Origin of the sequence: Streptomyces sp. AgN23, from assembly GCF_001598115.1 — a bacterium.
In the GTDB taxonomy this organism is placed as follows: domain Bacteria; phylum Actinomycetota; class Actinomycetes; order Streptomycetales; family Streptomycetaceae; genus Streptomyces; species Streptomyces antimycoticus.
The window spans coordinates 7,155,499-7,181,260 of sequence record NZ_CP007153.1 but is presented as its reverse complement, the minus strand read 5'-3'; the positions used below and the strand labels follow the sequence as shown (position 1 = coordinate 7,181,260).

At 68.9% G+C, this 25,762-nt stretch carries 20 protein-coding genes and 1 pseudogene; 15 read left to right on the top strand and 6 right to left on the bottom strand.

What is annotated here, in order from left to right; genetic code table 11:
• The first annotated feature begins 14 nt into the window (after nucleotides 1-14).
• Both AS97_RS31310 and AS97_RS31305 read left to right on the top strand, forming a co-directional pair.
• Nucleotides 15-2,723 carry a class I SAM-dependent DNA methyltransferase gene (locus tag AS97_RS31310; RefSeq protein ID WP_210566066.1) on the top strand — a complete coding sequence of 903 codons (2,709 nt, stop codon included), beginning with the start codon at nucleotides 15-17 and terminating at the stop codon, nucleotides 2,721-2,723.
• A gap of 82 nt (nucleotides 2,724-2,805) precedes the next feature.
• A complete protein-coding gene (locus AS97_RS31305; protein ID WP_210566065.1) occupies nucleotides 2,806-3,897 on the top strand; it encodes a hypothetical protein in 1,092 nt (363 codons plus the stop codon).
• A gap of 66 nt (nucleotides 3,898-3,963) precedes the next feature.
• Here AS97_RS31305 and AS97_RS31300 read toward each other — a convergent pair whose 3' ends face one another.
• Nucleotides 3,964-4,188: a DUF397 domain-containing protein gene (locus AS97_RS31300; protein ID WP_210566064.1), complete on the bottom strand. Its 225-nt coding sequence runs from the start codon at nucleotides 4,186-4,188 to the stop codon at nucleotides 3,964-3,966.
• Nucleotides 4,185-5,009 carry a helix-turn-helix transcriptional regulator gene (locus AS97_RS31295; protein ID WP_247204543.1) on the bottom strand — a complete coding sequence of 275 codons (825 nt, stop codon included), beginning with the start codon at nucleotides 5,007-5,009 and terminating at the stop codon, nucleotides 4,185-4,187. Before AS97_RS31295 ends, AS97_RS31300 begins: the two co-directional genes overlap by 4 nt.
• Nucleotides 5,010-5,405: 396 nt before the next feature.
• On the opposite strand from AS97_RS31295, the gene AS97_RS31290 reads away from it, so the two are divergent.
• The 9 genes from AS97_RS31290 (at nucleotide 5,406) to AS97_RS31250 (ending at nucleotide 18,146) form a co-directional block, all read left to right on the top strand.
• Nucleotides 5,406-5,615, top strand: coding sequence for a hypothetical protein (locus AS97_RS31290; RefSeq protein ID WP_161559944.1), 210 nt, complete (start codon nucleotides 5,406-5,408; stop codon nucleotides 5,613-5,615).
• Nucleotides 5,612-5,773, top strand: a complete 162-nt coding sequence (locus AS97_RS31285) for a hypothetical protein (protein WP_165455923.1) — start codon at nucleotides 5,612-5,614, stop codon at nucleotides 5,771-5,773. The genes AS97_RS31290 and AS97_RS31285 overlap by 4 nt, the downstream gene beginning before the upstream one ends.
• Nucleotides 5,770-6,024, top strand: coding sequence for a hypothetical protein (locus AS97_RS31280; RefSeq protein ID WP_210566063.1), 255 nt, complete (start codon nucleotides 5,770-5,772; stop codon nucleotides 6,022-6,024). Before AS97_RS31285 ends, AS97_RS31280 begins: the two co-directional genes overlap by 4 nt.
• Nucleotides 6,025-6,284: 260 nt before the next feature.
• On the top strand, nucleotides 6,285-9,947 hold the full coding sequence (locus AS97_RS31275) for a type I restriction endonuclease (RefSeq protein ID WP_210566062.1): 3,663 nt from the start codon (nucleotides 6,285-6,287) through the stop codon (nucleotides 9,945-9,947).
• Between the two features lie 6 nt (nucleotides 9,948-9,953).
• Nucleotides 9,954-10,721, top strand: coding sequence for a SprT family zinc-dependent metalloprotease (locus tag AS97_RS31270; protein WP_247204541.1), 768 nt, complete (start codon nucleotides 9,954-9,956; stop codon nucleotides 10,719-10,721).
• A gap of 195 nt (nucleotides 10,722-10,916) precedes the next feature.
• Nucleotides 10,917-11,489 carry a carboxymuconolactone decarboxylase family protein gene (locus AS97_RS31265; RefSeq protein WP_349017612.1) on the top strand — a complete coding sequence of 191 codons (573 nt, stop codon included), beginning with the start codon at nucleotides 10,917-10,919 and terminating at the stop codon, nucleotides 11,487-11,489.
• Nucleotides 11,486-12,379 carry an RNA polymerase sigma-70 factor gene (locus tag AS97_RS31260; RefSeq protein ID WP_125760351.1) on the top strand — a complete coding sequence of 298 codons (894 nt, stop codon included), beginning with the start codon at nucleotides 11,486-11,488 and terminating at the stop codon, nucleotides 12,377-12,379. Before AS97_RS31265 ends, AS97_RS31260 begins: the two co-directional genes overlap by 4 nt.
• Nucleotides 12,380-12,567: 188 nt before the next feature.
• Nucleotides 12,568-17,760 (top strand): DUF6531 domain-containing protein, encoded by a 5,193-nt coding sequence (locus AS97_RS31255; protein WP_210566061.1) that lies wholly within the window; start codon nucleotides 12,568-12,570, stop codon nucleotides 17,758-17,760.
• Nucleotides 17,761-17,765: 5 nt separating this feature from the next.
• The gene (locus AS97_RS31250) at nucleotides 17,766-18,146 is read left to right on the top strand and encodes a hypothetical protein (RefSeq protein WP_143670463.1); all 381 of its coding nucleotides are present in this window, start codon (nucleotides 17,766-17,768) and stop codon (nucleotides 18,144-18,146) included.
• 200 nt (nucleotides 18,147-18,346) lie between these two features.
• Here AS97_RS31250 and AS97_RS31245 read toward each other — a convergent pair whose 3' ends face one another.
• The 3 genes and pseudogenes from AS97_RS31245 to AS97_RS31235 form a co-directional block, all read right to left on the bottom strand.
• Nucleotides 18,347-18,571: a DUF397 domain-containing protein gene (locus AS97_RS31245; protein ID WP_059144100.1), complete on the bottom strand. Its 225-nt coding sequence runs from the start codon at nucleotides 18,569-18,571 to the stop codon at nucleotides 18,347-18,349.
• Entirely contained in the window at nucleotides 18,568-19,395 is an 828-nt protein-coding gene (locus tag AS97_RS31240) for a helix-turn-helix transcriptional regulator (protein WP_210566060.1), read from the bottom strand. Before AS97_RS31240 ends, AS97_RS31245 begins: the two co-directional genes overlap by 4 nt.
• 822 nt (nucleotides 19,396-20,217) lie before the next feature.
• Nucleotides 20,218-21,519, bottom strand: a pseudogene (locus AS97_RS31235) (diacylglycerol kinase family protein); the annotation flags it as partial.
• A 267-nt stretch (nucleotides 21,520-21,786) separates the two neighbouring features.
• On the opposite strand from AS97_RS31235, the gene AS97_RS31230 reads away from it, so the two are divergent.
• From AS97_RS31230 to AS97_RS31215, 4 genes are all read left to right on the top strand, one after another.
• Complete coding sequence (locus AS97_RS31230; RefSeq protein ID WP_210566059.1) at nucleotides 21,787-23,244, top strand: hypothetical protein; 1,458 nt, start codon at nucleotides 21,787-21,789, stop codon at nucleotides 23,242-23,244.
• Between the two features lie 24 nt (nucleotides 23,245-23,268).
• Nucleotides 23,269-24,105 carry a YhjD/YihY/BrkB family envelope integrity protein gene (locus tag AS97_RS31225; RefSeq protein WP_059144097.1) on the top strand — a complete coding sequence of 279 codons (837 nt, stop codon included), beginning with the start codon at nucleotides 23,269-23,271 and terminating at the stop codon, nucleotides 24,103-24,105.
• Nucleotides 24,106-24,314: 209 nt separating this feature from the next.
• Nucleotides 24,315-24,986 (top strand): glycoside hydrolase family 25 protein, encoded by a 672-nt coding sequence (locus AS97_RS31220; RefSeq protein WP_059144096.1) that lies wholly within the window; start codon nucleotides 24,315-24,317, stop codon nucleotides 24,984-24,986.
• 46 nt (nucleotides 24,987-25,032) lie between these two features.
• Nucleotides 25,033-25,341 (top strand): hypothetical protein, encoded by a 309-nt coding sequence (locus AS97_RS31215; RefSeq protein WP_078643828.1) that lies wholly within the window; start codon nucleotides 25,033-25,035, stop codon nucleotides 25,339-25,341.
• An 81-nt stretch (nucleotides 25,342-25,422) separates the two neighbouring features.
• Here the strand turns inward: AS97_RS31215 and AS97_RS31210 are convergent, their stop codons facing one another.
• Complete coding sequence (locus tag AS97_RS31210; protein ID WP_059144094.1) at nucleotides 25,423-25,653, bottom strand: EF-hand domain-containing protein; 231 nt, start codon at nucleotides 25,651-25,653, stop codon at nucleotides 25,423-25,425.
• Nucleotides 25,654-25,762: the final 109 nt, after the last annotated feature.

Here is a 25,762-nt window from a genome sequence, read left to right as displayed (position 1 = left end):
AGGGAGTCTCGTACGTGGCAAAGCTCACGCTCGCCCAGTTGGAACGCCATCTGTTCGCGGCGGCGGACATCCTGCGGGGCACGATGGACGCGGCCGAGTACCGCGACTTCATCCTCGTCCTGCTCTTCCTCAAGCGCGTCAATGATGAGTTCGACGCCGCCCGGGAAGCGATCATCGCCGAGGAGCTGGCGGGGGGCGCCACGCAGGAGGATGCCGAGGAAGTCGCGGACTTCTCCGAGAGCTACGCCACCCGCAAGGTGCTCTACGTACCGGAGGCGGCCCGCTGGGAGCGGCTGTCCGGAGCGGTGGACGACGTGGCCGGCCAGTACCTCCAGCCCGCTCTCGACGCGTTGGAGAGGGACAACAACGCCCTGCGCGGCCTCTTCCATCACCTCAACTTCAACCGCATCGGCGGTGGCGCGGGCAGCACCTCCTCCGCGAGCCTCGCCGACAGGCGGCTCGCCGCGCTGATCGGCCACTTCGGCAGCATTCGCCTGCGCGGCGAGGATTTCGAGTTCCCCGACATGATCGGCGCCGCCTACGAGTACCTGCTCAAGGACTTCGCCGACTCGGCGGGCAGCAAGGGCGGCGAGTTCTACACCCCCCGTGCGGTCGTGCGCATGATGGTGGAGCTGGCCCGGCCCACGGGAGACCAGAAGATCTACGACCCGTGCGTCGGCTCCGGCGGCATGCTGATCCACGCCAAGGAGTACGTCGACGAGCACGGCGAGGAATCCGACGGCATGCTCCTGGCCGGGCAGGACGCGAACAGCGGTTCCTGGGTCATGGCCACCATGAACATGCTGTTCCACGGTGCCAACAAGTTCCGATTGCACACCGGGGACACCCTCAGCGATCCGGCGCATCTGGACACCGGGTTCGACCTGGTGCTCAGCAACCCGCCGTTCTCCATGGACTACACGTTGGGCGAGGTCGAGCACGTCTCGGCACGTATGCCGTACGGGGTGACCTCGGAGCGCGGCAAGGCCGACCTGATGTTCCTCCAGCACATGCTGTACCAGGTGCGCGACCAGGGCGGTGCGGTCTTCAGCGTCATGCCGCACGGGGTCCTCTTCCGGGGCGGCGCGGAGCGCTCGATCCGTACGGAGCTTCTGAACGCGAACCTGATCGAGGCCGTCATCGGGCTGGCTCCGAACCTCTTCTACGGCACCGGCATCCCCGCCTGCGTCATCGTGCTGCGCGCCCCGGGAGCCAAGCTGCGCCACCAGGGCCGGGACGTGCTCTTCATCAACGCCGACCGCGAGTTCCACGCGGAGCGGGCGCAGAACGTACTGCTGCCGGAGCACGTCGAGAAGATCGTCTCGACATACCACCGCTTCCGTGACGACGAGAGTTTCGCCGGGGTGGAGGGCTTCGCTCGCCGCGTCAGCCGCGACGAACTGGCGGACAACGACGACAACCTCAACATCCGCCGATACGTGGACAACACCCCTCCGCCCGAGCCGCAGGACGTCCGAGCCCATTTGCAGGGCGGAGTGCCGCGTACGGAGATCGAGGGCAAGAAACGGCTGCTGGACGCGTACGGGATCGGCATCACCGATCTCTTCGCGGAGCGTGCCGACGACCCCGACTACGTGGACTTCCTCCCGGAGGGCCAGCGCCCGGACGCGGCCCGGCTGGCGGAGCTGGCACGGACGCGTGAGGACGTGCTGCGCGGGGAGTTCGCGAAATGGTGGGAGCGGGAGGCCGAGCAGATCGCGGCGCTCGCTCCTGCGGACGATGGCGACCGCACGGAGAGCGAGCGGCGCAGGCAGCTCGCCCGGCTGCGGGCGGACTTGATCGAGTCGTTCCGTGGCGAACTGCTCCAGGTCGGGCTGCTGGACGAGTACGCGCTGGCGGGCGCGGTCGCCGGATGGTGGCAGGACGCGCGCAACGAACTCAAGGCCCTGTCAGTGGGTGGCTTCACGGGCGTGGTGGACGGCTGGGTCGAGAACGTCGAGACCATGCTCGCCCCGGAGCGCGACCCCAAGACGGGCGGAGCGCGCAACCGCTCGGGGGCCGAGCGACGGCAGGCGTACGACCACAAGGTGGTCGCCGCCATCGCCCCGGACTTCCTGGAGGAGTTGGCGTCGGCGGACCGCCACAAGGCGCAACTGGACGCGAAGCTGAAAGCCGCGCAGGAGGCGGAGACGGCCCTGGCGGAAGCGCGGGCGGAGGCCGAGTCGGGCGATGGCGAGGACACGGGCGATTCCGGGTCCATCGACCCGGCTCTTGCGGATGCGGTGCTCAGCAAGGCGGAGCTGGCCAAGCTGAAGAAGGACCGCACGGCGGCCGGTAACGAGGTCAAGCGGCTGGAAAACGACTTCTGGCCGTTGGATTCCGCCAAGCGGGGACGACCGAAGGCGAAGAAGAAGGCGGTGGCCGCCGAGGAGGAGGCGGCAGTGCAGGACACGCTGGATGTCCTAGCGGAGGCGCCTCCCGAGACCGACGCAGACAAGCCGACGAAGCTCCCTCGCCTCACGCGCGCCCGCAGGGCGCTGACCGAGGAAGAGAGCGGCGAGCGCCGGGTGGTGCTCGGCATTCTCCGCGATGACCTGGCTGGAAAACTGGAGGGCCATGTGGTGCGCCGCCGCCGGGAGTTGGTGGAGGCGTACCGGGTGTGGGAGGACAAGTACGCCGTGTCGATGCGAGACATCGAGGCCCGGCGAGCGGAAGCCGCGAAGCGGCTGGAGGGGTTCTTGGAGGAGCTGGGTTATGAGTGAGCCAACCTGGAAGCCTTTCACAGACCTCGTGCAAGTCAACCCGCGACCACGGTCGTCAGAGACCTCAATTCCTTACGTAGGCATGGAGGATGTCTCCAACGATGGGCAATTGTTGCGCCTAGGGGAGCGTGACGCTGACTCAGTAAGCCCCGGGCAGCCGTCCTTCGAGGACCACGACGTACTCTTCGCAAAGATCACCCCGTGCATGGAAAACGGGAAGGGTGCATATATCGAGGGCTTGAATGGTGCCGTGGCTTATGGGAGCACCGAATTTCACGTACTGCGAGCACGAGCAAACGTAAACGCAAAATTCATTCATTACTGGACGCGAGTACGTGAGTTCCGCCGCAAAGCGGAGTCCATGATGATCGGAACAGGCGGACAACGTCGAGTACCCACAGAATTTTTCGCCAAAATTTCTGTACCCTCGCTCCCACCTGCAGAGCAGCGCAGAGTCGCCGAAACACTAGACGCCATTAGCGAATCAGAGAAAGCGATTCAGGCGTCCGTTAAGAAACTGCGCGCCACGGCGCGTGCATTGACAGATCTCCTCCTGTCAAGACTGCCATGGGATTCAACCCTTAACGACACACTAAGTGGCCCGCCGCGCAACGGCCATTCCCCGTCCGCCACTCCGGAATGGACCGGAATTCAAATGCTTGGCCTGGGATGCCTCACAACAGATGGTTTCCAGCCGACGCAACTCAAAAATGCGCCACTTTCTGTCGACTCGCGACACCCGGCTATGCTAAGCAACGGCGATCTCCTGATGAGCCGCGCCAACACTCGACATCTGGTCGGACTAGTAGGCATCTACCGCGATGTGGGGACTCCATGCATCTATCCCGACTTGATGATGCGCCTCCGGGTATCCGCCGCTTCATCGCCAGAGTTCCTTGCGATCGTCTTGCGATCTTCACCCGCACGTCGACAAATCATGAATTTGTCCCAAGGGACCTCTGAAAGCATGGTGAAGATCTCCTCTGCTTCAGCACGCAATATTCGTATACCACTGCCGTCACCTGCCGAACAAAAGCAAGTCGTCATGGCCGCGTCTCAAATCACACAACGCATTCAAGATGAACAGAAAAAACTCACCAAGCTGGAGTCCCTCAAAAGGGGGATCGCAGATGACCTGCTGACCGGGAACGTCCGCTTTCAGAAGCTCCAGTAAGGGAACCGGAGCGGCCCCGCTGTTCTCACATGCACGGGAGCTACGAGGCCGCGAAGCCGCTTCCCCTCAACGGGTGAGGAATTTCCCGGTCCGCACGGCAGCCGCGAACGAGTCCCACGCCTCCACGGAGAAGAACAGAGGTAGACCTGCCGGGCGCTTGCTGTCTCGGACCGGGATGACACCAGTAGCGGCGGCTATGCCGGGCGCGAACTCCACGCACTGGCCTTCATTACCGTTGCTGTAGCTAGACTTGACCCATTCGGCATGGGACAGGTCGAGGTCAGGCCTCATCGGGCGTATTCCTCCATCACTTTACGGATCATGGCCAACGACTCGTCAGGGTGCAGAGCAGCAGCCCGCAGCCGATCGTAAGTAGCGGTTGCGTTTGCCACCGCTTCGGCTGAGTCGACGAGTTGGCCCGCCATCGCCGTGTCTGCATAGGCGACGTCTGCCCCCTCGTCGAACGTCAGGAGCGTGAAACTCTCTGCCGCTGGTGGCGCCCCCACCGCGAACGGTAATACCTGAATGGTGATGTGCGGAGACTCAGCTTGCTTCACGAGATGGGCGAACTGTACCGCCATGACCTCGGCGCCACCCACCGCAGTTCGCAGGCAAGACTCGTCCAGGACGCACCACAGCAGCGGAGGTTTCTCCTTCTCCATCACCTCCCGCCTCCGCAGCCGCCGCTCGACCTTCGCATCGATCTCGCTCACGCTCTCCCGGGGATGCACGGCGCGGAAGACCGCCCGCGCGTATTCGGCCGTCTGCAACATGCCCATGATGAGCTTCGCCGAGTAATCCAGGATGCTGACCGCCTGCCGTTCCAACTGCACGTACGGCACGAACCAGTCCGGGTAGCCGTGCTGACTGGCCCGCTTCCGCAGCCGCGCGAACGTGCCTGGCGTGCCGAAGACCTGATCGCAGGCATCGGCGAACTCAACGCTCGCGAGCCGCTCGCCCGCCTCCACCTTGGCCACATACTGCTGCCCGTAGTTGGCCCTCAAGCCCAGCTCCCGCTGACTCAGCTCCGCCTGTAGTCGCCAGGTCCGCACCTCGGCTCCGAGGAACGCCGCCCCGCTGGACGGTTCCTGTCCTTCCTTCGCCTCACTCACCTGCGGATCTCCCCTCACCCCAAGCCTCTTGGTGTGCTCCAACCCCTGTTTCTCGCTGTCCCCCAGCGCAACGCTGGGAGTACACAGAGTGATTAAAGCCCGCAAGACACATCCAGGTCAGGAAGAACCCTCCAAGGTGTTTCCCCTCGAACGTGCCATCGAATCCACGTACCCCACGGAAGCGGCACCCGCTCTCGGCCCCGGCCGCGTCGCGGATCGGATCACCCGCGAGATACGGGACGTGGCGCGCCGACGCGGATGGGACACGACGGCCCCGGCCGAGCCGTCAGCAGCGGACACCCTGCCCGTCCTCTTCCGCGGGGCACGCTCCGAAGACCGCTCGCGACGGCGCCCCATCGCACGTCGGCGGCCGACACAGCAAGCAGGCGGCACCCCATGAGCGCCGACACGCCCTCACCACCCCCGAAACCCCCCACCGCACACCAGGACGCCGGGCCGTCGCCCAGCACCGCCGCCCTGGACGAGTTGTGGCGCATGGCCGACGAACTGGGCACGGCGGTTCGCGCACATCTCGACGCGCGCCGCGCGCCCAGCCGCCCCGCCTCCGCGACCACCGACCCGACCCCACCGGAGCGTGACCGTTGAACGACACCTGCCCCACCTGCCGCCACTACACCGCCCTGCGCGAACAGGCCAAACGAGCCGGGGACTACAGCAAGGCCACCGACTACGAAGTACTGCGCCGCCGTCACCCCTCCCACACCGTGCACATCCCCCGGCAGCCCGAAGGACGCACCGCATGAAGCACCGGCCCCATCACCCACGCCACCCACGACCCGACCACCGAGTGCCCGCCCCCGGCCAAGTGGCATACGACCCGGCCAGCGGTCGGACCGGGGTGATCCAGGCGGTCCACACGGTCGCCGAATTGCTCTTCGACCACCAGATGACCGGCAACCGCGTCGCCTTCCTCCGCCCGGAGGGCGGCGGCGTCAAGTGGACCGCCGACGCCGCCGCCCTCCGCTTCCCCACCCCCGGGCGAGGGGACGCCTGACACCGCGTCGCCCGGTGACCCCGGGGCGTCGGCGCCCCTGACTCGCACCTGCGGTGGGTTTGCCTCGGCGATACGCCGACACCGCACAGCCGCCTCGACGCGAATCCACCGCAACCCACCGCGAACCCACCGCCCAACCCCCGACATCCCGGCCGACACACCGCGCCCCATCCCTTCCTTCCGCGACCCCAACTCCCGTCCCGCACAATGGGACAGGGAGCACGGGCAGACGGGTCGGACGGGCGAAGGGGCGCGGGCGTATGGCCACGGCACGGCAACAGGTCGAACGGGACGAGGTCGAGCGGCCGTTCATCGATCAGCTCGTCTCCATGGGGTGGACCCACGTCCACGGACCCGACCTCGCCGCCGAGCGTAGTTACGACGACGTGTTCCTCACCCAACGCATGGACGCCGCGCTGCGCCGCATCAACCGTCTCGCCGAGACCGGCGGCCAGTGGGTCGAGGAAACTCAGGCGGCCAAGGCCGTCACCGACCTGCGACGCGCGGCCAAGAACATCGCCGGACGTCCGCTGCTCACCGCCAACCGCGAGACCACCGAACTCCTCCTCCACGGTCGCCACGTGAAGGGCGACGAGGTCCACCACCGGGGCACCGATCAGAAGGTGCACTACATCGACTGGGACATCGAGAGCCCGGACCTCCTCCAGCGGAACGACTTCCTCGTCGTCGACCAGCTCCAGGTCAACACGGCGGAGGGAAAGCCCGAAATCCTCGACCTCGTGCTGTTCGTCAACGGCATTCCCCTCGCCGTCGTCGAGTGCAAGAGTCCCGACATCAAGGACCCCATCGTCAAGGCGATCCGCGATCTGCGGGCGTACTCCGGCAACCCGTTGACGCACGACGGCCGGAAGGACAAGGACGCGCCGCGCGCCGTCCCCGAGTTGTTCGCCCCCGCGCAACTGCTCATCGCCGCGTGCGGCGAGACGGCCGCGCTCGGCACGATCTCGGCCGACGAGGCGCACTACGCCCCCTGGCGCAGCGTCACCCCGGACTACCGGGACGACAGGGCGCTGCGCCGTGAACTGGAGGAGGCGCGGACGGCGGACGGGCGGCGGGTGCTGGAACCGGGAGCCGAGCTGACCGAGCAGCACAAGCTGATCGCGGTCGTCCTCAGACCAGAAAACCTGCTCAACATCGTCCGGCACTACGTCTTCGAGCTCCCGCTCAAGGTCAAGGAGGGCGAGCCCGCGAAGACGGTCAAGGCGGTCTGCCGCCACCAGCAGTACCGGGCCGTGGAGAAGATCGTCCACAAGCTGCGGACCGGGCGTACCCCGCTCGACGCGGGTGCGGAGGACGACGAGCGCGGGGGCGTCATCTGGCACACCCAGGGCTCTGGAAAGAGCCTGACCATGGCGTTCCTCGCGCGGCGGCTGCATATGAATCCCGATCCGGAGCTGAACAGGTTCACCCTCCTCGTCGTCACCGACCGGACTCAGCTTCAGGACCAGCTCTCGGCCGCCGTCCGGGTCAGCGGCAGCGATATCGGGGTGGCGACCTCCCAGGCCGATCTGGAGGGGCGGCTGGAGCGCGCGGGCCGGGACGGCGGACGGTCCGTGATCTTCGCGATGATCCAGAAGTACCTCGGGAGCATCCCGGGGCTCGGCGACACCCGAGGCGACGACCGGGCGCTCGCGGAGGACTTCGAGCAGGCCCGGAAGCGTATCGCCGCCGGCGCGGACCCGGAGGACGTGGCGGACCCGAAACCCGACGAGGCGACGAAGAAGGCAGCGCGCCGCGAGTTCCGCGAGTGCAGCGACTCGACACGGGTGCTGGTGCTCATTGACGAGGCACACCGGTCGCACACCTCGGTGCTGCACGCGTGTCTGCGGGACGCGCTGCCCAACGCGGCCCGGATCGGCTTCACCGGCACGCCGATCATGACGGGTACGCGGAAGACCACCGCGGAGATATTCGGTCTGGAGCCGGGCGGCGGCTTCCTCGACGAGTACCGGATGCGGGAGGCCGAGCGGGACAAGGTGGTCGTTCCCATCCGCTACGAGGGCCGTACCGGGCCCGCGTACGTGCGAAAGAAGGGTGAGCTCGACGAGGAGTTCGAGGATCTGATCGCCCCGCTCGACGATAAGGCCAAGAAGCGGATACGTGATCGCTGGGCGCCGCCCAGCGGCCGGGACGTCTCCGAGTCGACGCCCATGATCCGTGCCAAGGCCCGGGACATGCTCCACCACTATGTGCTGGGCGCCATGCAGTTCGGCTACAAGGCCCAGGTCGCCGCGGTCAGCCGCCGGGCCGCGGTGCTCTACCGGGACGCGCTGCGTGATGTCCGGGCCGAGCTGCTGAACAGGGTGCGCAACGAATTCGGCCCCGAGGCCCAGGAGGCACTGCGGCAGAAGAAGTCCGAGGAGTACACCCGCGACGAACTGCTGCTGCTGCGTGCCTGGCACTACCAGGATCTGCTGCGCCGTATCGACTTCGTGCCGGTGATCTCGGCGGGCGACGAGCAGAAGTCCGGCGTGTGGCAGGAGTGGACGGACAAGAAGAAGCAGGAGGACCATGTGGAGCGGTTCCTGGAGCCGTTCCCCAACCTGCCGCCCGACAACCCGTGGGAGGTCGTTCACGGCCCGGAGGTGTACCCCGTGCCGGAGGAGGCTCCCGTGCCGGCGGGCGGGCTCAATCCGTGGAGCGCGACGGGGCCGTCCGTCGCCGTCCCCGCCGAGAAGCCACCGATCGCCTTTCTGATCGTGAAATCCATGCTGCTCACCGGCTTCGACGCGCCGATCGAGCAGGTGCTGTACATGGACCGTCCCATCCAGGACGCGGAACTGCTGCAAGCGGTGGCTCGCGTCAACCGCCCGTTCCGGGGCAAGGAGGAGGGGCGCGTCGTGGACTACTACGGCGTGCTGAACAATCTCGCCGTCACCCTCGCCGCCTACCAGGGGGAAGCGCCCAAGCTCGGCGCGTCGCGCCTGTCCGACGGGCTGCCCGCGCTGGAGGAGGCGGCGTATCTGGTCGAGCTGTTCCTGGAAGGGCTGGGCATCGAGGACCTGTCCAGCCGGGCCCGGGTGTCCGAGGCGATGCTCACGCTCCACGACAAGGAGCAGCGGGCGGCCTTCGACCGTCTGCTACGGAAGTTCATGGGCGCGCTGGACGGTGCCCTGCCGCACCAGGACGCGCTGCGGCAGGTGCCGAACGCCCAGGCGTGGACGCTGCTGCAAAAGCGTGTACGGCGGCACTACCGCGACGCGCCCGGCGGCGACTTCTCCGTGCGCGGCTACGGGCGCAAGGTGCGGGCCCTGATCGCCGACCATCTGGAGCTGCCCGAGATCAATGAAACTATCGCGCCGGTGTCCATCCTCACGGCCAACTTCGACGAGATCGTGGGCCGCATCCCGGACGTCCGGGAGTCCGCCGCCGAACAGGTGCAGGCCCTGCGCTACCACCTGGAGGAGCGCGCGCAACGGGACGACCGGCCGGTGTACCGGAAGCTGTCGGAAGAGCTGGAGGAGGTGCTGCGCGAATTCGACGGCCGCTGGGACAAGATCAAGGAGCGGGTCGGTCCGCTGATCGTCCGGGCGCGTGAAGCGGAGCAGCCGGATTCGGACGTGGCCGACCTGTCCCCGATGGAGCAGAAGCTCTACGCCCAGCTCGGCGACCGGCTTACCGATCACCCTTCCTTCGTCGTACCGGACACCGATTTCCTACGCATGCTGACGCGGGAGGTGTATGCGGAGATCGTCGCTCTGGCGCGGCTCCCCCGGTATTCGGGGGGTGACAGCGACGACACCGTCTCCGATTTGCAGGCGCACATCTGGCAGCGGCTGCGCCGTGCCGGTCTCAAGCCCCAGCAAGGCGGGCTTGGGGCGCTGCGCGAACTGTCGAACTCACTCGCGGGCTTCGCACAGGATCACCTGGAGGGCTTCCGGATGGAGGGTCGGGCAGAATAGGCGGCCGTGTCCGACGCGAACCCCTCCTCGCCCGCCGACAGCTCCTGCCTCACCGACGGGCAGACGCTGTGGGTGGACGGCCGCGCGCTGGAGGTGCGCATCAGCGCGCGCCGCTCCCGCCTGGGGCTGACCGTCGAGCGGGACGGGGCGCTGATCCTGCGAGTTCCTCCGACGTGTCCGCCCGAGCGGGCGGAGGCATTCGTCCGCTCGGGCAGCCGCTGGATCGACGACAAGCTGCGCCTGCGTGAAGAGCGGCAGCCCCTGCACCCCACGCGAAAGCTGTCCGACGGAGAGATTCACCGCTACCTCGGCCGGGACTACCGGCTGCTGTATGTGGACGAGCCGGGCGCGCCCGTACGGCTCGTCGCGGGCCGACTGCGGATGGACCAAGCCACCGCGGCCGACCCCGTGCGGGGTCGGCGGGCGCTGGCGGACTGGTACACCCGGAGCGGGCTGCGCTGGGCCCGGGGGCGGCTCCAGCCATGGGCGGCACGCATGGACGTGGACGAGCCGCGCATCGAGGTACGAGACGTCGGGCGCCGTTGGGGCACCCACCGGCCCGGTCGAATCGCACTCCACTGGGCCACCTTCCAGCTCCCCTTCCACCTGATCGACTACGTGATCGCGCACGAGCTGGCACATGTCCGGGTCTCCGGACACGGCCCGGACTACTGGCGGCTGCTGCGCCGGGCCATGCCCGAATGCGCCCGGTGGAAGACGGAGCTGGATGAGATGGGGCGCAGAGTGTGGATGGGTGACGTGACCGAGCGATGACCAGAGCGCCATCGTGGTTCGCCTCTTACCCCGCAACGGCATGGCCTCGGTCAAGACGGTGAACGTCATCGAGTGCTGAAGACGGGCGGCTCCGGCCGGGTCCGGCCGCTTCGGATGCGTGCCCGCCGGATGTCACACTCCGGCGTCCTGTTCTGTCGCACCTGCGGAAGGTCATTCGACCCCAGCCGCGACACGATGGAGAAACCCGCCATGGCCCGTATCTCGCTCGCTCCGCCCAGCACGCTGCTCAACCGCATAGGCGCCTGGTACTCCCGGCGCACCTACGGCAAGGTGCTCGACCCCGGCCTGGCCATCGGCCACAACGGGCGGGTGCTGCTCAGCTACGTCCGGCAGGAGCGCGCTGCCGCCAAGTGGAACCGCCTCGACTCGGGCCTCAAGCACCTCGCGGTGATGGCCGCGGCGGCCAGGATCAACTGCTCGTGGTGCATGGACTTCGGCCACTGGGAGGGCGACGCCCTCGGCCTCCCGATGGACAAGATCTCCAAGGTCCCGCGGTGGCGCGACCACCAGGACGCCTTCACCGAACTGGAACTGCTCGTCCTGGACTACGCCGAAGCGATGACCGAAACCGAACCCCGCGTCACCGACGAGCTCGCGGCCACCCTGATCGAGCGGCTCGGCGAGGCCGCCTTCGTCGAACTCACCGCCATGGTCGCCCTGGAGAACTACCGCTCGCGCGTCAACAGCGCCTTCGGCCTGACCAGCCAGGGCTTCTCGGACGCCTGCGCGGTACCGTCACAGACGTGATCGACGCGACCACCTTCGAACGCCACCGGCGGATGCTGTTCGGCATCGCCTACCGCATGCTCGGCAGCGTCGCCGACGCCGAGGACATGGTGCAGGACACCTGGCTGCGCTGCAGTCAGGTGACCACCCCGGTGGACAACCCGGTGGGCTATCTGGCCCGTACGGTCACCAACCTCACGCTCAACCGGCTCACGTCCGCCGCCGCCACCCGCGAGCGGTACGTCGGCCCCTGGCTGCCCGAACCGCTGGTCACCCAGCCCGACGCGGGCGAGGAGGTGGAGCTGGCCGAGTCGGTCTCGCTCGCCCTGCTCGTCGTCCTCGAGACTCTCTCGCCGCTGGAGCGGGCGGTCTTCGTACTCAAGGAGGTCTTCGGCTTCTCCTTCAAGGAGATCGCCGGAATGCTGGAGCGCGGCGAGGCGTCCGTACGCCAGGTGGGCCACCGGGCCAGATCTCACGTCCAGGCCCGCCGGCCGCGCTACGACACACCGGCCGAGGTGCGGCGCCAGGTCACCGATGAGTTCCTGGCCGCCTGCCTCGGCGGCGACCTCAACCGGATGATGGAGCTGCTCGCCCCCGACGTCACGGCGTGGAGCGACGGCGGCGGCAAGGTCAAGGCCGCTCTGCGCCCGCAACAGGGCGCGGAGAAAGTCGCCCGCTTCCTGGCAGCAGTCCTCACCCAGCCGATGGACGACCCCCGGGTCCACACGGTCGACGTCAACGGCCGCCCGGGCCTGCTCCTCACCGTCGCGGGCCACCCGGACACGGTCGCCTGTGCGGAAGTCGAGGACGGGCGCATCACCGAGATCCGCATCATCCGCAACCCGGACAAGCTGCGCCACGTGCTCCCGACCGGCCGTCCGGATGCTCGACGTCCGAGCGATCAGAGCTGACCGAGGTCGACCCGCACCGGGAACGGAGCCGCGACCTTCACCACGCCGCTGCAGGGGTAGGCGCCCCCTGTTCGGGACGCACGGATCCGCCCCAGGCCGCTCGGCCGCCCCTTGTATGTCACCGCTGTTCGACTTAGCGTGACGGATCACTGACAACGTCGGAGGGGGCCGCGGGCGTGGCGTTCTGGATGGCTGCTGCGTCCGTATGGGCCGTGTTGCAGCTGTTGTTGCTGTCCTGGCCGGTGCGCACCGTGCGGTGGCCGACGGTGCTGCTCGCCTTCGGAGTGGGTGCGTACGGCTGCGGTGTGCTCTCGATGGTCCTGGAACTCGTCGTGGCACGTCAGTTGGCGACCGCGCGGGAGAAATCGCTGTCGGGCGTCATGGATGTGGTGTCGTGGACGACGGCTCCGGTGGTGGAGGAGCTGATCAAGATCGCGCCGCTCGTGGTCGCCGGGTGGGCGCTGCGCAGGCGGATGCAGTGGGGGCTGGCGGACTTCGTGGTGCTGGGCGGCGCCGCCGGGGCGGGGTTCGGTCTGCTGGAAAAGCTTCTGATGTACGCCGAATCCGCGGGTAAGGCCGTCCCCACGGATGACGGGGGCTGGCAGATCGCGGGGGGACTGATCGACCCCCCGTACGTCCCCGGCCTCGGACAGATCCTCGGCAGTTGGTTCCCCTCATCGACCGGCACCGTCGAAGTCGGGGGGCCGACACTCCCCTACGAGGCACACATCTTCGCCAGCGCGCTCGGCGGGCTGGCGGTGGGCCTGCTGTGGTGTGGTGCCCGCGTCCTGACCCGGATCGCGGCCCTGGTGCCGCTGGCCGGGGCGGTGGCGATCCACTGGGTGACCAATTACGCAGCGGCCTTCCCGGGCGAGACCACCGCGATGGAGTGGCGGGAGCGGCTGGCCGGGGACTGGGGCCTGTGGATCATCCTGGGGTGCCTCGCCGTCGCGTGGATCTGGGATCTGCGCCGGTCCCGCCTGGGTCGGCGGCACCAGCCCGATGTTGTGCTCGCGGCCGAACGCCAGGGCCAAACCGCCCCCGAAGCTCTCCTCGGGTACGCCCTGCTGCGCCTCCCGGCCACCTGGATCATCGCCCTGGGCTACGCCCGGCAGCGCCGAGCGCTGCTGTACGCCACGGCACACCCCCGCACCCGCGCGGAGAAGCTGGAGCCGCTGCGCGAGTCGGTCGCCCGGCAGACCCACCGGATGGACGCGACCCACAGCCAGGAGGCATGGCATGGCGTGACCTTCCGGCAGTTGTGGCACCGGGCACGGGAGCAGCGCCCCCGCTGGCCGCGCCACGAGAAGGTTCTTCTGGTGCTCAGCCTGCTGCTGGCCGTCCCCTCCCTGCTGTATCTGGCGGTGGGTTCCTTCCCGTCCACGAAGGATCTGCAGGACTACTTCACCGGGGACACCGGGCTGCACATCCTGGTCGGCGTTGGCCTGGCCGGGCTGGCCCTGACCCTGTGGCGCCTGATCTCCGCCGTACGCGGCTACCGGACCGTCGGCGCGTCCCCGCTGGGCGAGGCGCTCGCCCTGGTCCAGTTCCGGATCGCCGTCTGCGCGGGCTCGCTCGTCGTCGGCGTCCTGCTGCTGTCCCGCTGGTCGGCCATCGCGGACGGCGAGGCTCCCCTGGCGGGCTACCGCATCCTCGGCACCGACCGCTTCCTCCTGGAAAAACTCCTCGAGATCGGCCTTCCCCTCCTCCTGACCCTCGCCATGTTCGCCATGCCCTACGCGCTGCCGCTGGAACTCGCCATGGGCGGCGGGCTGGCGGAGAGCCTGCTGATGGGCCTCGCCCCGCGCGCCCTGGCCCCGATCGCCTCGCGCCTCGGGGCCAGGCTGGCGGCGCGTGAGGCGACGCAATGGGCGCGCGGCGCGCTCCGCAGCCGTGCCCGGGGGGCGTTCTCCCGTACCTGGGACCGGGTGCGGCACGGCCGTACCGATCCGGTGGATCTGGCGACCGGGCGGATGTTCCTGCCGCAGACGGATGTGGAGCTGCCGGGTGTGCTGCCGCTGGTGTTCTCCCGCCGGGTGGACTCCGGGTACCGCGCCGGGCGGTGGTTCGGCCCGACCTGGGCCTCAACGGCCGACCAGCGGCTGGAGTTCGACGAGCAGGGCGTGGTCTTCTTCACCGAGGACGGTCTGCTGCTGGCCTATCCGCATCCGGTGCCGGGCGGCACCGCGGTCCTGCCCGCGGAGGGGCCGCGGTGGCCGCTGGCACGGACGGCGGACGGCGGTACGTACACCGTCACCGACCCGGAGGCCGGGCTCGTCCGCACCTTCACCCCGTACCGCGACGAGGCACTGGCGCTCGTGCGGGACATCGCCGACCGCAACGGCAATCGCGTCACCTTCACCTACGACGCCTCCGGCACACCCCTCGAAATCCTCCACAGCGGCGGTTACCGGCTGCGGCTGACGGCGGAGAACGAGCGGATCACCGGTCTGTGGGTGGGGGACGTGCGGGTGAGGGGCTACGGCTACACCGACGGCCATCTCACCGAAACGACGGGGTCCTCGGGGCTGCCGCTGCGCTTCGTCTACGACCGGGCCGGGCGGGTCACGTCCTGGATCGACACCAACAACCGCTGGTACTCCTACGCCTACGACGAGCAGGACCGGGTCATCGCCGAAGGCGGCGAGGGCGGCCACTACACCCTCCGCATCGGCTACGACGGGGTGGACCCGGACTTCCCCGGCCTGAAGCTCACGACCCTGACCTCACCGGACGGTGCGGTCACCCGCTATCTGATCGACGAGGCGCACCAGGTCGTCGGGGAGATCGACGCGGCCGGCGCGGTCAGTCGCACCATGTACGACGAAGCGGGCCGTACGGTCGCCGAGACCGACCCGCTGGGCCGCACCACCGGCTTCCGCTACGACGAGCACGGGCATCTGACGGCCGTGATCCGGCCGGACGGCAGCGAGATCAGCGCGGTGCCCGACGCACAGGGCAACCCGGTGCGGATCACCGATCCGGGCGGCGCGGTATGGCGGCAGACCTTCGACACGGCGGGCAACCGCACCACCCTCACCGACCCGCTCGCCGCCACCACCCGCTACCTCTACGACGAGCGCGGGGGCCTGCTCGCCGTCACCGACCCGCTCGGCGCGACGACCCGGGTGCGCTGCGACGGGGCCGGGCTCCCGGTCGAGATCACCGACCCGCTGGGAGCCACGACCTGCTACCAGCGGGACGCGTTCGGCCGCGTCGTGGCCGAGACGGACCCGCTGGGCGCGGTGACCCGCTACGCGTGGAGCCCGGAAGGCAAACTCCTGCGCCGCACCGGCCCGGATGGCTCGGCGGAGTCCTGGACATACGACGGCGAGGGCAACCGCACCACCCACACCGACCCGGTCGGCGGCACGACGGTGTACGAGTACACCCACTTCGACCTGCTGGCCGCCCGCACGGGTCCGGATGGGGTCCGCTACGAGTTCGAGCACGACGCGGCGCTGCGGCTGACGAGGGTCACCAATCCGCAGGGCCTGACCTGGAGTTATGCGTACGACTTGGCGGGCCGTCTGGTTGCGGAGACGGACTTCGACGACCGAGAGGTGCGATACGCATACGACGCGGCGGGGCAACTCACCGCCCGGACCAACCCGTTGGGCCGGACCATCACATACGAGTACGACGCACTCGGCCGACTGATACGCAAAGCGTCCGATGACGGGACCACAACCTTCACCTACGATTCGGCCGGGCTCCTGACCTCGGCCACCGCCCCGGACGCGGAGGTCGTCCACCAACGTGACCTCCTGGGCCGGGTGACGTCCGAAATGGTGAACGGCCGCGTCCTGACGCATACCTACGACCCGCTGGGCCGCCGCACCCGCCGCACCACGCCCACGGGCGCCATCACGACCTACGCCTACGACGCGGCGGGCAACCGCACCGCCCTGACCGCCGGGAGCCACACCCTCGTCTCGGCACACGACGCGGCGGGCCGCGAGACCACGCGCCGTATCGGCGACGCCCTCACCCTCACCCATACGTGGGACCCGCTCGGCCGCCTGACCGCACAATCGCTGACCGGCACATCCGGCGATGTCCACCACCGGGCGTACGCCTATCGGGCCGACGACCACCTCATCGCGGTGGACGACACCCTGTCGGGCCGACGCACCTTCGACCTGGACGCGACGGGCCGGGTGACGACCGTCCACGCCGACGGCTGGACCGAGACCTACGCCTACGACGAGGCGGGCAACCAAACGCACGCGGCCTGGCCGAGCACGCAACCCGCCCAGGAGGCGACGGGCCCCCGCACCTACACCGGCACGCGCATCACCGGCGCGGGCTCGGTCCGCTACGAACACGACGCGGCGGGCCGCCTCACCCTCCGCCAAAAGACCCGCCTATCGAAGAAGCCCGACACCTGGCGCTACACCTGGGACGCAGAAGACCGCCTGGTATCGGTCACCACGCCCGACGGCACGGTCTGGCGCTACCGCTACGACCCCTTCGGCCGCCGCACCACCAAACAACGCCTCGCGGCCGACGGCGAAAGCGTCCTGGAACAAACGGATTTCACCTGGGACGGCCCCACCCTGGTGGAACAAACCACCACCACCCCAGACCTCCCCCACCCCGTCACCCTCACCTGGGACCACGAGGGCTTTCACCCCATAGCCCAGACCGAGCGCGTCACCGAAGCCACCACCCAACGCGAGATCGACGCCCGCTTCTTCGCGATCGTCACCGACCTCGTCGGCACCCCCACAGAACTCATCGACGCATCGGGCACCATCGCCTGGCGCACCCGCTCCACCCTCTGGGGCACCACTACCTGGGCCGCCGACAGCACGGCGTACACCCCGCTCCGCTTCCCCGGCCAATACTTCGATCCTGAAACCGGCCTCCACTACAATTTCCACCGCTATTACGACCCAGATTCCGCCCGCTATCTCTCCCCCGACCCCCTGGGGCTCGCCCCAGCCCCCAATCCGGCAGCCTACGTCCTAAATCCCCGTACCTGGACCGACCCTCTCGGCCTGGCTCCAAAATGCTTGAACACACTGGGAAAGGACGGCAAAGACACCAATGAAAACTTCATATCTGGATCGACGCAAGGGCAACACCTAGTCGACGACTTACGCCGCGAATCAGCAAGATCTCCTTTCAACGAAAACGGCTGGCTCACCCCGAAGGCAAGAGCAAAATCGCAGCTAATAATTCCCGGCGAACAGATCGGCAATTCCCATGTGCGCAAGCTCATGACTTCAGACGGCAGCACACTCAGCGACTGGGGGAAATACACAACACTCACACATCAATCACCTTACGGCGATTTTCAGGTCCACTACTACTACAATCAAGCCACGGGACGAATGCTGAACTATGACTACAAAGTCATCATGAATAGGCGGTAGCAAAGATGCGCGCCAGGTTCACACCACCACGAACCGAAGACGCCGTGATGCTGCAAGGCACCGACACCCTGAAAGAGGAAAGAGAATACATCATCCTTGAAATTTTTGCACCCTACGGCAGAAGCGCACTTTTCCGGATCGAGTTCACGGAGAGCGAGAAGCCGGCGTTGTTCGACAGCAGAGTTTTCACCGTGACCTCAACCGACCTGCCACCGACTTGGCGCTACGCAAATTACGAAACAGGGTCGTTCACCCTGTGCCCAGAACCATGGAGCCGACCGGGGTTCTGGGAGTCCTACTACGATCACGAGCCTTCAGCTCTGGAAGTTTACGAGTCAGAAAAGCAAAAAATCATCACCGCCTCGCAGCCCACCGAGGCGGACTGAACCATCCCGAACTGAGACGTCCGGCGGCTACCGGGTCGGCGAGGGCAACACCATAAGCTGCACCACGCCGTATGCCCAGATCATGGTCGGGACAATGGGATTCCCTCGGCGCAAGGCCGCCGTGAAGAAGGTGCCCATGGGGCGCGGCCCCGTTGCTCGCGTGGGCGTGCGAGGACCACGAGGCCGCTCGGTGCGGCGTCTCAGAGCGCCGGGAACTCTCCGCTGCGCACGGCGCTCGTGAACAAAGTCCACGCCTCCACGGGGAAGACGAGGGCGGGGCCTGCCGGGCGCTTGCTGTCCCGGACGGGGACAACACCGGCAGTGGCGCCTATGGAGGGCGCGAACTCCACGCACTGGCCTTCGTCGCCGCTGCTGTAGCTGGACTTGACCCATTCAGCACCGAACAGGTCGAGGGCGGTGTTCATCGTGTGTAGTCCTCCATCAGTCTGCGGATCACGGCCAGCGAATCGTCCGGTGACAAAGCCGAAGCCCTGATTCGGTCGTACCTGGCAGTCGCGAGCTTCACTTCTATCGGTGAATCGATCGTCTGGCCTGCCATGGCTGTATCTGCGTACACAATGCTCGGTCCATCGTCGAACGTCAGAAGGGTGAAGCTGCCCGGCACCGGAGGTGCTCCGGCCGAGAACGGCAGCACCTGAAGTGTGACGTGCAGAGACTCTGCTTCGGTTAGGAGGTGGGCGAGTTGGGCGCGCGTGACTTCCCTTCCTCCGACCTCAGTGCGTAGACACGCCTCACTCACGACGCACCACAGCAACGGAGGCGCATCCCGTTCCATCACCTCTCGTCGCTGCAATCGTCTGGCCACCCTTGCGTCGATCTGGTCGGCGGTATCCCGAGGATGTGCGGACCGGAACACCGCCCGTCCGTACTCGGGCGTTTGCAGCATCCCCATGATGAGCGTCGCCGAGTAGTCGAGGATGCTGACCGCCTGCCGCTCCAACTGCACGTACGGCACAAACCAGTCCGGATAGCCATGGTGGCTGGCCCGCTTCCGCAGGCGGGCGAACATGCCCGGCGTACCGAAGACCCGATCGCACGCGTCGGCGAACTCGGGGCTGGCCAAGCGTTCACCCGCCTCCACCTTGGCCACATATTGCTGCCCGTAGTTGGCCTTCAAGCCCAACTCCCGCTGGCTCAGCTCCGCCCGCATCCGCCAGGTCCGTACCTCGGCTCCTAAGAACGCCGCTCCGCTGGACGGTTCCTGGCCCGCTTCCTTGGCCTCACTCACCTGTGGTTCTCCCCTCACCCCAAGCCGCTTGGTGTGCCCCGATCCCTGTTGCGCGCGGCCCCGCAGGGCAACGCTGGGAGTACACAGGGTGATTAAAGCCCGCAAGACACATCCAGGTCAGGAAGAACCCCCCATGGTGTTTCCCTCCGAACACATCACCGAATCCACCCGATATCGCGTCGCGGACCGGGTCACCCGCGAGATGCGGGAAGTGGCGCGGCGACGTGGCTGGAGTTCGGCGGGCCCGGCCGAGCCGTCGGTGGGAGGGACTCCGGACGTCCTGTTCTGCGGGGCGCTCCCCGAAGACCTCGCACGACGGCATCAGCCGCCCCGCCTGTCACCTACACCCACCGGAGAGTGACCGTTGAACGACGTCTGCCCCATCTGCCGCCACTACGCGGCACTGCGCGAACAGGCCAAACGAGCCGGGGACTACAGCAAGGCCACCGACTACGAGGTGCTGCGCCGACGCCACCCCGCCCACACCGTCCGCATCCCCCGGCAGCCCGAAGGACGCATCGCATGAACCACCAGCTCCATCAGCCACAGCCCAACCAACCCCCAGCGCCCGCCCCCGGCCAGGTGGCGTACGACCCGGCCAGTGGCCGCACCGGCGTGGTGCAGGCGGTGCACGGCGTCGCCGAGTTGTGCTTCGACCACCAGATGACCAGCGGTCGCGTCGCGTTCCTCCGGCCGGAGCGCGGCGGGGTCGAGTGGACGGCCGACGCCGGGGCCCTCCGTTTCCCGGCGGCCGGGGAGGCGCAACACCCGCACCCGCATGCGCCATAACCGTGATCGGTGCGGTCCGCGCCCCGTCGCCGTCCTGACGGTGGTCAGCGCCAGTCGCCGCACCCTGTGCCAGTCCATGGCCGGTCTACCGGCCGGGACCCCCGGGCGGTGTCTCGGGACCCGTACGCGCAGGGCGCCCGGCGCTATGTGGCAGTGGAGGGGGGTCCGCAGGGTGAGGGGTTCGCCGTCCACGCCGACCGGGACGGTCGGCTCCCGCGTGTCGACGGTGACGTCCTCGGTGGTCGTGGAGACCAGTCCGGGCGCGTTGCGGCCGCGCAGCAGGCCGGCTGCCTGTGCCGCCGAGTCGACCGTGACGGCCAGCACGCCGAGGACTCCGGAGTCCAGCCGTGGTCGCCGCCCCAGGCCCGCCGGATCTCCCGTGCGGTACGGGTTGTTGCTCACCAGGACGGCCTGTGGTCTGTCCATGATGCGCCCGCCCGCCCGCACCACGAGATCCGGCCCCGTCTCGTGGGTCAACAGGTCGGGGAGGAGCTGAAGGGTGGTGCGGACCTTGTCGTCGCGGTAGGCGGGGCTCTGGACGACGGCCGCGTAGGCGCCGAACGAGGCGTTGTTCACGAATACGCGCTCGCCGATGAAGCCCAGGTCCACGCGGAGCTCGACCCCGTCGGTGAGCGCGTCCAGGCAGGCCGACGGGTCGTCCCGGTCCAGTCCGAGGTCCAGGGCGAAGTGGTTGCGGGTCCCGGCGGGGATCACCACGAAGGGGACACCGTGCTCGGCCGCCACCCCCGCCACCAGGGCCTGCGCGCCGTCGCCGCCCGCCACGCCCAGCAGATCGGCGCCCTCCTCGACGGCGCGCCGCGCGAGCCCGACCACCCCGTCGGTCTGGTCGGGGTGGTCCGGGTCCAGGACGGCCACCCGTGCGCCCAGCGCCTCCGCCTTCTCCGGCAGGCCCAATCGGTCGACCTTCCCGCCACCGGAGCGCGGATTCATGATCAGGTACGGCCGTTCCGGCGGTGCGACCCGGCGTTCCCCCGGGCGCCGTGGCCCGGTCTCCTCCGCCAGCGCGAACCGTCCCGAGGCGACCGCCAGCGCCCAGAGCGCGAGGGAGACCAGCACCACCCACAACAGTCCGGCCAGCGCGTAGAGGACCAGGACGGCGACCGGTGCCGCCACCGCCAGCACGGCGGCCAGCGCCCTGACCGGCCCTCTGTGGACAAGCGTCCACCACACGCCCGCCAGCGTGACCGCCGTCCCGCCCGCCCCCACCGCGACCAGCACCACACTCCGCGCACCGGCGAACAGAAGAAGGATCACCACCGCCATGGCGCCCGCGACCAGGGCGAGGCGTGCCGTCCAGGGTGCCGCCGACGTCATGTGACCTCCCGGGGCAGTGACCGCCCACAGGTACCCCGCGCAGGGCTCGCCACCACGCCACCCCACCACGTCGGCTCCCCGCTCCCGACTCCCGGCCGTGATTCGAAACCGTGAATCGAAACGGCCCGCCACCGCGTTTCCAGAGCCTCGGACCGCGGATCGAGGAGATGCGCCGCCCGCCGGGGTGAACAGCGCCATGACGCCGCCACTCCCCGGTGGCACCTCCGTCCGGTGGCATTTCCCTCCGTCCCGCGCGAGGGAGGACCCATGGATCCGTCCGCCGACGCCTCCGGCCCCGCCCAGCCCCAGCCCCAGTCCCAGCCGCTGAGCGGGAGCGAACGACAGGAGTACGAGCGGCTGCGCGGGGCCGCGGCCGTACGCCACCGGCGGCTGCGCCACGCGGGCGCGAGTGTGCTGCTCGTCCTGGCGGTCCTGCTCTCGCCACTCGCCGTCGTCGCCACCTGGCTGCATGAGGAGATCACCGACCCGCACCGGTATGTCCAGACCGTCGCCCCGATCGCCAGGAACCCCGGCGTCCAGTCCACCGTCACCAACCGGCTCACCCGACGCGTGGTCGACCAGGTCGACGTGCCCGCCATCACCGCCCAGCTCGCCAGGAACCTGGACAAGACCAGAGCCCCGTCCGTCGTCGTGAACGGCACGAAGATGCTCGGCGGGCCGCTGGAGAGCGCCCTCACCGACGCCGTGCACCGCGTGATCCACAAGGCGATCACCAGCGAGCAGTTCCCGTTGGTGTGGGACGCGGCCAACCGCCGCGCCCACGCCGCCGTCGTCAAGGTCCTCACCGGTGAGGGCACCAGCGCGGTCCAGGCCCGCGGGAACGCGATCGTCCTGGACATCGGCACCCTTGTCGACAACGTCAAACAGCGCCTCGTCCGGGCGGGTTACGAGAAGGCCGCCAAGATTCCTTACATCGACCGGCAGTTCACGCTGGTGCGGACGGACAAGCTGGACGAGGCGCAAGGAGCGATGCGCCTCCTCGACATCGTCGGCACCTGGCTGCCCGCCGTGACCATCGTGCTCGCCGCGCTCGCCGTCTGGCTCTCCCCCGCGCATCGGCTCACGCTGCTGGCCGCCGGGATCGGCACGGCGGTGATGATGGTCGCGCTACTGGTCGGCCTTGCCGTGGTGCGCGGCGTCTACCTGGACTCCGTCCCGCCCACGGCCCTGCCCCGGGGCCCGGCGGCCTTCATCTTCGACACTCTCGTACGCTTCCTGCGCGAAAGCACCCGCACGCTTCTCGTCGTCGCGGTCGTCACCGCGCTCGCCGCCTATCTGTACGGCCCCGGGCGCGGGGCCCGCGCCGTCCGCTCGGCGGCGGCGCGCGGCACCGGCGCCATCGGCCGGGGTCTGGCCCGCGTCGGAGCCCGCACCGGCGGCTTCGGCCGCTGGCTGAACACCCACCGGGCCTGGACCACCGGCGTGGCGATCACGGGCGGCGCGCTGGCCCTGGTGTTGTGGAACCACCCCACTCCGGCATCCGTGGGGCTCGTCCTCGGCATCGTCGTGGGGGTCCTGGCGCTGCTCGGCATCCTCGCCGGGGCGTCCGGCCCCACGGCGAACGGCCCCACGGCGTCCGGCCCCACGGCCGACGGTCCAGCGACGAACGGCCCCGCGACGGGCGGTCCCGCGGCGGGTGGTCCCGCGGCGGGTGGTCCCGCGGCGGGTGGTCCCGCGGCGGGTGGCCGTCACGGAAGTCCCTGACGGCCGGGCGCCGGGTGGTATGCCATGCGGGCACCGCGGACGCTGTGGGAGCGCGTCACGACCGCGATCGGCGGCGGCCCGGCCGCCCGCTTCCTCGAGCGCCTGGTGGCGGTGAACGTCCTGGAAGCCGCGACCCGCCTGGCGGCCCAGGCGTTCCTCACCGCCCTCCCCCTGCTGATGGCCGTGGCGGCCTTCGTCCCCGACACGCTGCAGAACCTCCTGGCCGATTCCCTGCGCTCGGTGGTGGGAGTGCGCGGTGACGTCCTCGACGAGGTACGCCGTACGTTCGTCCCCCGGGGAACGGCCAAGAACACCTCGGGGGCCGTCGGGCTGCTGGTCGCCCTGGTGTCCGCGACGGCGTTCAGCAGAGCGCTCCAGGCGATCTGCGAACGGTGCTGGGTACTGCCCAGGGCGGCGGTGCGCGTGACGGCGTGGCGCTGGCTGCTGTGGCTGCTCGTCTGGCTCGCGGTACTCCTCGTCCAGGCGCCGGTGCGCAGGGGGTTCGGCACGGGCATCGTCTCCGGACTGGTGCTGTCCCTGCTGTCGGCCGTCCTGCTGTGGTGGTGGACCCAGCATCTCCTGCTGAGCGGCCGCGTCACCTGGACATATCTGCTGCCGGGCGCCGTGCTCGCCGGTGTGGGGACTGTCCTGCTGGGTTACCTCTCCCGGCTGCTCATGCCCGTGGCCATGGCCCGCAGTCTGGCGGATTTCGGCCCGCTCGGCCCCGTTTTCACGCTTCTGACCTGGCTGATCGTCGTCTTTCTCATTGCCGTGGCCGGTCTCGCGGCGGGACCGGCGGTGGCCTCGTCGGCCTGGTACGCACGGACGATCCGCCTGTCTCGGGGGCGGGAACGCCCCTGAACGCCGCCGAGTCGTGGTCGTTCGCCCCCTCGCCGGGCAGTTGGAAGGCCGAGGCCGTGCGGTCCGTTCGTGCCCGTTCCTCCAGGGTGCCGCTCCTCCGGCGTGGGCCCGAACGCCTGCGGAGCACGATCTCGTCCCAGTAGGGTCCTCCGTACGAGAGGGGGAATAACACCCGTGTATTCACTCGTTCTTGACCCGAGGTAGGCGCCATGCTGCACGGCATCGACGTGAGTTCGCACCAGTCCACGTTCGACGCGGACGGACTGGCCTTCGTCTTCATCAAGGCCACCGAAGGCCGGTCGTACATCAACCCGAAGCAGTCCTCGCAGGCGTCCCGGGCACGGAAGGCGGGATGCGTCGTCGGCTTCTACCACTTCCTGTGGCCGGGCAACATCACCGCGCAGGCGCAGTACTTCGTCGAGAAGTGTGCGTCCCAGAAGCACGATCTGCTCGCTGTGGACTGGGAGACCACCGGTTCCGGGACCCGCGCGAGCAACGCCGAGAAGGACCGGTTCATCCGCGAGGTCAAGAAGCTGCGTCCCACGCACCGCGTGATGCTGTACTGCAACCGGAGCTTCTGGCTCAACTACGACACCACGTCCTACGCCGGAGACGGCCTGTGGATAGCGGACTATGTGACGGCGGGCAAGCCGCGCATCAAGGCGAAGTGGCGGATCCACCAGTACACCGACCGCCCGCTGGACAAGGACGTGGCGAACTTCTCCAGCAAGGCCGCGCTGCGGGCATGGGCCGATCCCAGCCGGGCGGCGCTCACCTCGGAAGAGACGGCGGACGCCGAGGACGTCCACCTCGCGGAGGGTGTGGTGGATGACGCGGGCGCGGCAGAAAGTGGCGAGGAGGCGCGGGAGGGCGGGGCCTGACCGGGCCCTCGGAGCATTGTCGGTGGGTGCGCCTACGCTGCCCGCTATGAGTTACGCAGACCTGCGCGAACTCCGCAGCGCGCTCACCACCGCGTCGGACATCGCCTTCTCGCTGGACGCCGCGCCCTCCGGGCCGGAGACCGAGCTGCTCACCGACGCCCTGCGCCGGGCGCTCGCCGCCGCGGGGTCGCTGACCGCCGAGCGCGGTGCCACGGGCTGCCCGGAGCATCCGCGCGGGGCCGTCGATCCGCTGTACGGGGATCCGGAGGACCCGCTGCCGCCCGGCTACGGCCGCTGTCTGCTGTGCAACGACCGCAGACGGCGGGCGAGCGCACAGCGGCGCGGCTGGCGCTGACGCGCCGGCCGTGCCGCCGTACGGCCCGTTGCCGCCATACGGCTGCCGTGCGGCTCGTTGCCTTGCCGCCGTGCGGCCCGGTCAGCCGGTCTTGCTGCCGTCCTTGTTCTGGGCCGCCCAGAACTCGTCGAAGGTGAGCAGCCCGTCACCGTTGCCGTCGTGGGCGTTGATGACGGCCTGGGCGACGGGTTCCGTGACATACGGGTCCCCCAGCTGCGCCATCACGCTCTTGTACTCGGCCGCGGTGATCTGGCCGTCACCGTTGAGGTCATACCGCTCGAACGCCTTGCGCGCCGCCTCGATATCCGCCACCTGTTCCGCCCCTTCCGTGCGTGTGCTTGACCCGCACAGATTAGCGGTCGGCGACGGCCGGCCCATCGGCCGCGTCGCGATGTACACGACATAAGCGGCGCGCGGCGTT

Excerpts from the sequence above, each read along its gene's own strand:
- AS97_RS31305 (WP_210566065.1), top strand. The coding sequence starts at position 2,806 with ATGGAGGATGTCTCCAACGATGGGCAATTGTTGCGCCTAGGGGAGCGT.
- AS97_RS31300 (WP_210566064.1), bottom strand. The coding sequence starts at position 4,188 with ATGAGGCCTGACCTCGACCTGTCCCATGCCGAATGGGTCAAGTCTAGC.
- AS97_RS31290 (WP_161559944.1), top strand. The coding sequence starts at position 5,406 with ATGAGCGCCGACACGCCCTCACCACCCCCGAAACCCCCCACCGCACAC.
- AS97_RS31280 (WP_210566063.1), top strand. The coding sequence starts at position 5,770 with ATGAAGCACCGGCCCCATCACCCACGCCACCCACGACCCGACCACCGA.
- AS97_RS31275 (WP_210566062.1), top strand. The coding sequence starts at position 6,285 with ATGGCCACGGCACGGCAACAGGTCGAACGGGACGAGGTCGAGCGGCCG.
- AS97_RS31265 (WP_349017612.1), top strand. The coding sequence starts at position 10,917 with ATGGAGAAACCCGCCATGGCCCGTATCTCGCTCGCTCCGCCCAGCACG.
- AS97_RS31255 (WP_210566061.1), top strand. The coding sequence starts at position 12,568 with ATGGCTGCTGCGTCCGTATGGGCCGTGTTGCAGCTGTTGTTGCTGTCC.
- AS97_RS31250 (WP_143670463.1), top strand. The coding sequence starts at position 17,766 with ATGCGCGCCAGGTTCACACCACCACGAACCGAAGACGCCGTGATGCTG.
- AS97_RS31245 (WP_059144100.1), bottom strand. The coding sequence starts at position 18,571 with ATGAACACCGCCCTCGACCTGTTCGGTGCTGAATGGGTCAAGTCCAGC.
- AS97_RS31230 (WP_210566059.1), top strand. The coding sequence starts at position 21,787 with ATGGATCCGTCCGCCGACGCCTCCGGCCCCGCCCAGCCCCAGCCCCAG.
- AS97_RS31225 (WP_059144097.1), top strand. The coding sequence starts at position 23,269 with ATGCGGGCACCGCGGACGCTGTGGGAGCGCGTCACGACCGCGATCGGC.
- AS97_RS31220 (WP_059144096.1), top strand. The coding sequence starts at position 24,315 with ATGCTGCACGGCATCGACGTGAGTTCGCACCAGTCCACGTTCGACGCG.
- AS97_RS31215 (WP_078643828.1), top strand. The coding sequence starts at position 25,033 with ATGAGTTACGCAGACCTGCGCGAACTCCGCAGCGCGCTCACCACCGCG.